Annotated in this window: 5 protein-coding genes and 1 pseudogene; 2 read left to right on the plus strand and 4 right to left on the minus strand. The window is 75.2% G+C overall.

Going from position 1 to position 7,174, the window contains the following annotated elements; all coding sequences use genetic code 11:
• Window positions 1-171: 171 nt before the first annotated feature.
• The 3 genes from ECOMGDLI_RS32125 to ECOMGDLI_RS32135 all read right to left on the minus strand — a co-directional run bounded on the left by ECOMGDLI_RS32125 (window position 172) and on the right by ECOMGDLI_RS32135 (window position 4,094).
• The gene (locus ECOMGDLI_RS32125; RefSeq protein WP_088320889.1) at window positions 172-1,410 is read right to left on the minus strand and encodes an acetate/propionate family kinase; all 1,239 of its coding nucleotides are present in this window, start codon (window positions 1,408-1,410) and stop codon (window positions 172-174) included.
• On the minus strand, window positions 1,407-3,611 hold the full coding sequence (gene pta, locus ECOMGDLI_RS32130; RefSeq protein WP_088320890.1) for a phosphate acetyltransferase: 2,205 nt from the start codon (window positions 3,609-3,611) through the stop codon (window positions 1,407-1,409). The genes ECOMGDLI_RS32125 and pta overlap by 4 nt, the downstream gene beginning before the upstream one ends.
• 84 nt (window positions 3,612-3,695) lie before the next feature.
• Window positions 3,696-4,094: a MerR family DNA-binding transcriptional regulator gene (locus ECOMGDLI_RS32135; protein ID WP_088320891.1), complete on the minus strand. Its 399-nt coding sequence runs from the start codon at window positions 4,092-4,094 to the stop codon at window positions 3,696-3,698.
• Between the two features lie 130 nt (window positions 4,095-4,224).
• On the opposite strand from ECOMGDLI_RS32135, the gene ECOMGDLI_RS32140 reads away from it, so the two are divergent.
• Window positions 4,225-5,400, plus strand: a complete 1,176-nt coding sequence (locus ECOMGDLI_RS32140) for an acyl-CoA dehydrogenase family protein (protein WP_088320892.1) — start codon at window positions 4,225-4,227, stop codon at window positions 5,398-5,400.
• 4 nt (window positions 5,401-5,404) lie between these two features.
• Window positions 5,405-7,000, plus strand: coding sequence for an acyl-CoA carboxylase subunit beta (locus ECOMGDLI_RS32145; protein WP_198955377.1), 1,596 nt, complete (start codon window positions 5,405-5,407; stop codon window positions 6,998-7,000).
• On the opposite strand, the pseudogene ECOMGDLI_RS36210 reads toward ECOMGDLI_RS32145, so the two are convergent.
• Window positions 6,966-7,174: pseudogene (locus tag ECOMGDLI_RS36210) on the minus strand (hypothetical protein); the annotation flags it as partial. The gene ECOMGDLI_RS32145 and the pseudogene ECOMGDLI_RS36210 overlap by 35 nt on opposite strands.

A 7,174-nucleotide genomic window follows, 5' to 3' on the forward strand; every position in this document is an offset into this window, starting at 1 on the left:
CGCGCCGCCTCCCGGGCCTCCCGGCGGGACAGCGGGCGGGCCGGCGCGACGTCCGGCGGGGGACCGGGCTGCTCGCCCGGCCGGTCCGGCGGCAGGTGCAGCCCGGCGGCCGGGGTGAAGAGGTCCTCGGCGCCGTCCGGGCGCTGGTACGGCGGGTACCGGTCGGGGCGCTCAGCCACGGGCGACCACCAGGGCCTGCCGCGCGATCTCGCGCTCCTCGTCGGTCGGCACGACGAGCACCGGCACGGCCGCGCCGTCCGGGCTCACCGACCGCGCCCAGCGGCCGCCGGCCCGGTTGCGGGCCTCGTCGACGACGACGCCGAGCCGCTCGAGCCCGGCGAGGGAGCGCTCGCGGACGACCGCCGAGTTCTCCCCGACGCCCGCGGTGAAGACGACGGCGTCGACGCGGCCCAGGGCCGCGGTGTAGGCACCGACGTACGTGCGGATCCGGTAGCAGTAGACGTCGAGCGCCAGCACGGCGTCCGGGTCGCCGGCGGCGGCGCGCTCGGTGACCTCGCGGACGTCGGAGACGCCGGCGAGGCCGAGCAGCCCGCTGCGCTTGTTGAGCGCGTCGTCGACGTCCTGGGTCGACATCCCGGCCACCCGCTGTAGGTGCGCGACGAGCGCCGGGTCGACGTCGCCGCTGCGGGTGCCCATGACGAGACCGGCGAGCGGGGTCAGCCCCATCGACGTGTCGACGCTGCGCCCGTTCTCGACCGCGCACGCGCTCGCACCGTTGCCCAGGTGGAGGACGACGAGGTTGGTGTCCTCCGGCGCCCGGCCGAGCAGCCGGGCGGCCTCCCGGCTCACGTACGCGTAGGACGTCCCGTGGAAGCCGTACTTGCGGACGTCGTGGTCGGTGCGCCACGTGGCCGGGACGGCGTAGGTCGCGGCGCGGGGCGGGATCGTCGCGTGGAAGGCGGTGTCGAAGACCGCGACGTGCGGCAGGTCCGGGAGCAGGTCGCGCGCGACCCGGATGCCGGTCGCGTTCGCGGGGTTGTGCAGCGGCGCGAGGACGGCGAGGTCGTCGATCGCCTTGAGCACGTCGTCGTCGACGAGCGCCGGGTCGCGGAACCGCTCGCCGCCGTGGACGACGCGGTGCCCGACGGCGGCCAGGCCGGCGTCGGCGAGGTCCGGGCCGTGGTCGGCGAAGGCGTCGCGGACGGCGGCCAGCGCGGCCGCGTGGTCGGGGAACGCGCCCTCGACCTCGTGGACGGCGTCCGGGCCGTCGTGGCCGGGCGGACGGCGGTGCTCGAGCCGGCCGCCGCCCTCGCCGATCCGCTCGACGAGGCCGCGGGCCAGGACGGTGCCCGACGCGGGCTCGACGAGCCGGTACTTCAGGGACGACGAGCCGGTGTTGACGACGAGGACGCGCCCGCCGCCGTCCCCGGCATCGGTGTGCGCGCTCACCCGGCCACCTCGGCGGCGACCGCGGCGACGGCGAGCGGAGCGGCCTCTGCGGCCTCGGTGGTGCCGGCGGCCTCCGCCAGGCTCGTCGCCTGGACCGCGGTGATCGCGATCGTCGTGACGATGTCCGGCACGGTGGCCCCGCGGGACAGGTCGTTGACGGGCTTGCGGAGGCCCTGCAGCACCGGGCCGACGGCGAGCGCGCCCGCGCTGCGCTGGACGGCCTTGTACGTGTTGTTGCCGGTGTTGAGGTCGGGGAAGACGAAGACGGTCGCGCGGCCGGCGACGGTCGAGTCGGGGAGCTTGGTCCGGGCGACGCCGGCGTCGATCGCGGCGTCGTACTGGATCGGGCCCTCGACCTGCAGGTGCGGGGCGCGCTCGCGGACCAGGCGGGTCGCCTCACGGACCTTGTCGACGTCCTTGCCCGCGCCCGACGTCCCCGTCGAGTAGGAGAGCATCGCGACCCGCGGCTCGACGCCGAACGAGGCCGCCGTCGTCGCCGAGCTGATCGCGATGTCGGCGAGCTGCTCCGCCGTCGGGTCCGGGTTCACGGCGCAGTCGCCGTAGACGAGCACCCGGTCTGCGAGGCACATGAAGAACACGCTCGACACGACGCTCACCCCGGGCACCGTGCGGATGACCTCGAACGCGGGCCGGATCGTGTGCGCCGTCGTGTGCGCCGCGCCGGACACCATGCCGTCCGCCATCCCGAGCTCGACGAGCAGGGTGCCGGCGTACGAGACGTCGACGACGACGTCCCAGGCCGCCTCGAACGTCACCCCGCGGTGCGCCCGCTGCCGGGCGTACTCGGTCGCGAGCGTCGTCCGCAGCGAGTCCTCGGCGGGGTCGAGGACCTGGGCCCGGGAGACGTCGACGGCGGCCCGCGCGGCGGCCCGCGCGACCTCGGCCGGGTCCCCGAGGAGGACGACGTCGGCGATCCCGCGGGCCAGCACGGCCGCCGCGGCGGCGAGCACCCGCGGCTCGGTGCCCTCGGGCAGGACGATCCGGCGGCGCGTCGCCCGGGCGCGCTCGACGAGGTCGTGCTCGAACATGAGAGGCGTCACCGCGTCGCTGCGCACGAGGTCGAGGCGGTCGAGCAGGGCCGGCCCGTCGACGTGGGCGGCGAACAGGTCGAGCGCCGTCGCGATCTTGCGCGCCGAGCCGTCGGTGAGCGCGCCGCGGGTGCCGGCGGCGACGGTGGCGGCCTCGAAGGTGTTGAGCGGCGTCACGGCGACCGGCAGCCGGGACCCGATGCCGTCGAGCAGCCGCTGCACGGGCGGCTCGGGCCGCGTCCCGCCCGAGAGGATCACGCCGGACAGCCGCGGGAAGGTCTGCGACCGGTGCGCCATGAGGACGCCGACGAGGACGTCGCTGCGGTCGCCGGGCACGATGACGAGCCCGTCCTCGCGCAGGTACTCGAGCACCCGGGGCAGGGTCATCGCGGCGACGACGAACGAACGGGCCTCGACGGCCAACCGCTCCGGCGCCCCGAGGACCAGGTCGCCGCCGACGGCGTCGACCACCCGCTGGACGGTCGGGGCCGAGAGCAGGGGCTCCTCGGGCAGCACGTGGACGGCGAGCTCGGTGCCGGGGGAGACCGCCGCGGCGCCGTCGGTGCCGGCGCCGTGCGCGAGGCCGCGGACGGCTGCGAGCGACTCCTGGACGTCCTTCAGCTCGTCGGGGTCGACCCGGTTCGCGACGACGCCGAGCAGCCGGCAGGCGTGCGCGGCGAGCGAGCCGCACGCGACGTCGGCGGCGGCGGCGACGTCGGCCGGGGTCCGGCCGCGGGCGTTGACGACGAGGAGGACGGGGGCGCCGAGGTTGACCGCGAGGTGGCCGTTGAAGGCGAGCTCGGTCGGGGCGCCGACGTCGGTGTAGTCGGTGCCGACGACGAGGACGGCGTCGTGCTCGCGCTCGACGGCGCGGAACCGCTCGACGATCCGGGCGGTCGCCTCGGCGGGGTCGGTGTGCACGTCGTCGTAGGTGACCCCGCAGGCCGCGGCGGCCGCGGCGTCGTCGGGGACGACCGCGGGGAAGCGCTGCCGGACGAGCGCGACGACCGGGTCGGGGCCGTCGGCGCGGACCACCGGCCGGAACAGGCCGACCCGTCCGACGCGACGGACCATCGCCTCGACGACGCCGAGGGCGACGGCGGACTTCCCGCTCTCCGGACCTGCGGCGGCGACGTACAGGGACCTGGCCACGGTCGCCAGGCTAACCGGACTCGTGCGCCGGGGTCTTCCACGGACGTCCCGGGTGGGGGCGCGGGACGTGTGCGACGGACGCCGTCAGGCGAGGTTCGTCAGGGTCTCGCGGGCGCGCCGCTCGACCTCGGCGAGCTCGGCGAGGGTCGTCTCGATGTCCTGGCGGCGCTGCTCGAGCTCGGCGCGGCGGGCGGCGATCTGCTCGAGGAAGTACCGCAGCTGGCCCTCCTCGCCGGGCTCCTCGTCGTACATGTCGACGATCCGGCGGATCTGGCCGAGGTCGAAGCCGAGCCGCTTGCCCCGCAGCACGAGCGCGAGCCGGACCCGGTCGCGGACGTGGAAGACCCGGGCGGTGCCCCGGCGCTCAGGCGTGACGAGGCCCTGGTCCTCGTAGAAGCGGATCGTGCGGTGGGTCACCCCGAACTCGTCCGCGAGCTCGCCGATCGTCCACGTGGTGGACGTCGTCGCCGTGTCGGTCTCCATCGCGCCCCCAGGATGCCTTGCGAACCGGCTCGTGACCATCTTACCTTTACGTTAACGTCAAGGAGAAGGCCGGAGATCGTCCGGCCGACGGTCACGCCGACGACGCCGTCGGCCGACGCGAGGGTGAGCCATGTTCGAGCTGTCCAAGGAGCACGAGGACTTCCGCCGTGTCGTCCGGGAGTTCGCGGCCGAACGGGTCGCGCCGCACGTCGCGCAGTGGGACGAGGAGCACCGCTTCCCCGTCGAGCTCGTCCCCGAGATGGGCGACCTCGGGCTCTTCGGCCTCGTCGCCCCCGAGGAGTACGGCGGTGCGGGCGGCGACTTCACGAGCCTGTGCGTCGCGATCGAGGAGCTCGGCCGGGTCGACCAGTCCGTCGGCATCACGCTCTCGGCCGGCGTCGGGCTGGGGATCAACCCGATCCTCACGTTCGGCAGCGCCGAGCAGAAGGAGCGCTGGCTGCCCGACCTCGTCGCCGGCCGGGCGCTCGCGGCGTTCGGGCTCACCGAGCCGGAGGCGGGCTCGGACGCCGGTGCCACCCGGACCCGGGCCCGGCTCGACGGCGACGAGTGGGTCGTCGACGGCGCCAAGGCGTTCATCACGAACTCCGGCACGAGCATCACGAGCGTCGTCACCGTCACCGCGCGCACCGGCGAGCGGCCCGACGGCCGCCCCGAGATCAGTGCGGTCATGGTGCCGAGCGGCACGCCCGGCCTCACCGTCGAGCCGGCGTACCGCAAGCTCGGCTGGCACGCCTCGGACACCCACGGCCTGTCCTTCGACGGCGTCCGGGTGCCCGCCGGCAACCTGCTCGGCGAGCGCGGCCGAGGCTTCCACCAGTTCCTCGCGATCCTCGACGACGGCCGGATCGCGATCTCCGCGCTCGCCGTCGGCCTGGCCCGCGCATGCCTGGAGGCCTGCACCGAGCAGGCCCGGACCCGGGTCGCCTTCGGCCGTCCGATCGGCGCCAACCAGGGCGTCTCGTTCGCCGTCGCCGACCTCGCCGTCGCCGTCGAGGCCGCCCGGCTGCTCACGTACAAGGCGGCCTGGCTCAAGGACGAGCACACGGCCGGACGGCGGTCGCTCGCCGAGGTCAAGCAGGCCGCGGCGATCGCCAAGCTGCACTCCTCCACCGCGGCCGTCGACGCGACCCGGGTCGCCACCCAGGTCTTCGGCGGGAGCGGGTTCATCGAGGAGTACCCCGTCGCGCGGTTCTACCGGGACGCGAAGATCCTCGAGATCGGCGAGGGCACGAGCGAGGTGCAGCGGCTCGTCATCGCCCGCGGCCTGGGACTTCCGGTTGACTGACACCGTGGAACGCACCGCACCGCAGACCGAGGCCGCACCGGCCGCCGGGCACGACCACTACGCCGAGGTCGCGGCCGCCCGGGCGGCGACGCTCGCGCCGTCCGACGCGGGTGCCGCCAAGCTCGCCGGCCAGGCCAAGCTGCCGGTCCGGGACCGGATCGCGCTGCTCGTGGACGACGGCACGTTCGTCGAGGACGGCCAGCTCGCCAACGCCCTCGCCGGGGCGGCGTCCGGCTGGGCGGTCGGGGCCGGGCTGCCGGCGGACGGCGTCGTCACCGGGCGCGGGCTCGTCGACGGCCGGCCGGCGATCGTCATCGCGAACGACCCGACGGTCAAGGCCGGGTCGTGGGGGGCGCGCACGGTCGAGAAGATCGTCCGTGCGACCGAGCACGCGCTGCGCGAGGAGCTGCCCGTCTTCTGGCTCGTCGACTCGGCCGGCGCCCGGATCACCGACCAGGTCCAGCTGTTCCCGGGGCGCCGCGGCGCGGGCCGGATCTTCCACAACCAGGTCGCGCTGTCGGGCAAGGTGCCGCAGATCTGCTGCCTCTTCGGCCCGTCGGCCGCGGGCGGCGCCTACATCCCGGCGTTCTGCGACATCGTCGTCATGGTCGAGGGCAACGCGTCGATGTACCTCGGCAGCCCGCGGATGGCCGAGATGGTCGTAGGCGAGACGGTGTCGCTCGAGGAGATGGGCGGTGCCCGGATGCACTGCACCGTCTCGGGGTGCGGCGACAACCTCGCCGTCGACGACGCCGACGCGATCGAGCAGGCCCGGCTGTTCTTCTCGTACCTGCCGACGTGCTGGCGCGAGGCGCCGCCGGAGTACCCGGCCGAGGCGCCGGTCGTCGTCCTGACCCGGGAGTCGGTGCCCGAGAAGGAGTCCGTGCCCTTCGACGTCCACACGGTGGTCGACGCGCTCGTCGACGAGGACTCGTTCTTCGAGGTCAAGCCGCTGTTCGCCGCGGAGCTCGTCGTCGGGTTCGGCCGCCTCGACGGGCGCCCTGTCGGGATCGTCGCGAACAACAGCGCCGTCAAGGGCGGCGTGCTGTTCGGCGACTCCGCCGACAAGGCCGCGCGGTTCATCTGGCTGTGCGACGCGTTCAACGTGCCGCTGCTGTACCTGTCCGACGTGCCCGGCTTCATGATCGGCAGTGCGGTCGAGCGGACGGGCATCATCCGGCACGGCGCGAAGATGATCACGGCCGTGTCCGAGGCGACCGTGCCGCAGGTCTGCGTCATCCTCCGCAAGGCGTACGGCGCGGGCCTCTACGCGATGGCCGGCCCGGGCTTCGGCCCCGACGCCACTCTCGCGCTGCCGACCGCCCGGATCGCCGTCATGGGTCCGGAGGCCGCGACGAACGCGGTGTACGCGAACAAGATCGCCGCGATCGAGGACGACACCGAGCGGGACGCCTTCGTCGCCGCCCGCCGGGCCGAGTACGAGGAGGACGTCGACCTCATGCGCCTCGCGAGCGACCTCGTCGTCGACGCCGTCATCGAGCCCGCCGAGCTGCGCCGCGAGGTCGTGCTGCGGCTCGCGTACGCCGTCGGCCGGGACCGCCGCTTCAGCGAGCGGCGCCACGGGGTGCCGCCGGTATGAGCGGGGCCGCCGCCCGCGGCGGGTCGGACTCGGGTGCGCCGGTGGGCGGCGCCGGCCCGGTGCACGCGGCCGCGACGAGTTCGTCGTGCGTCGCGTGCCCCTGGGACGCCGCGACCCCGATCGCCCGGACCGCGGCCGCGTGCACCGGGCCGGCGCCGCCCACCGGCGCACCCG

This window comes from Kineosporia sp. R_H_3 (assembly GCF_002198675.1).
Lineage (GTDB): Bacteria > Actinomycetota > Actinomycetes > Actinomycetales > Kineosporiaceae > R-H-3.

Excerpts from the sequence above, each read along its gene's own strand:
- ECOMGDLI_RS32140 (WP_088320892.1), top strand. The coding sequence starts at position 4,225 with ATGTTCGAGCTGTCCAAGGAGCACGAGGACTTCCGCCGTGTCGTCCGG.
- ECOMGDLI_RS32135 (WP_088320891.1), bottom strand. The coding sequence starts at position 4,094 with ATGGAGACCGACACGGCGACGACGTCCACCACGTGGACGATCGGCGAG.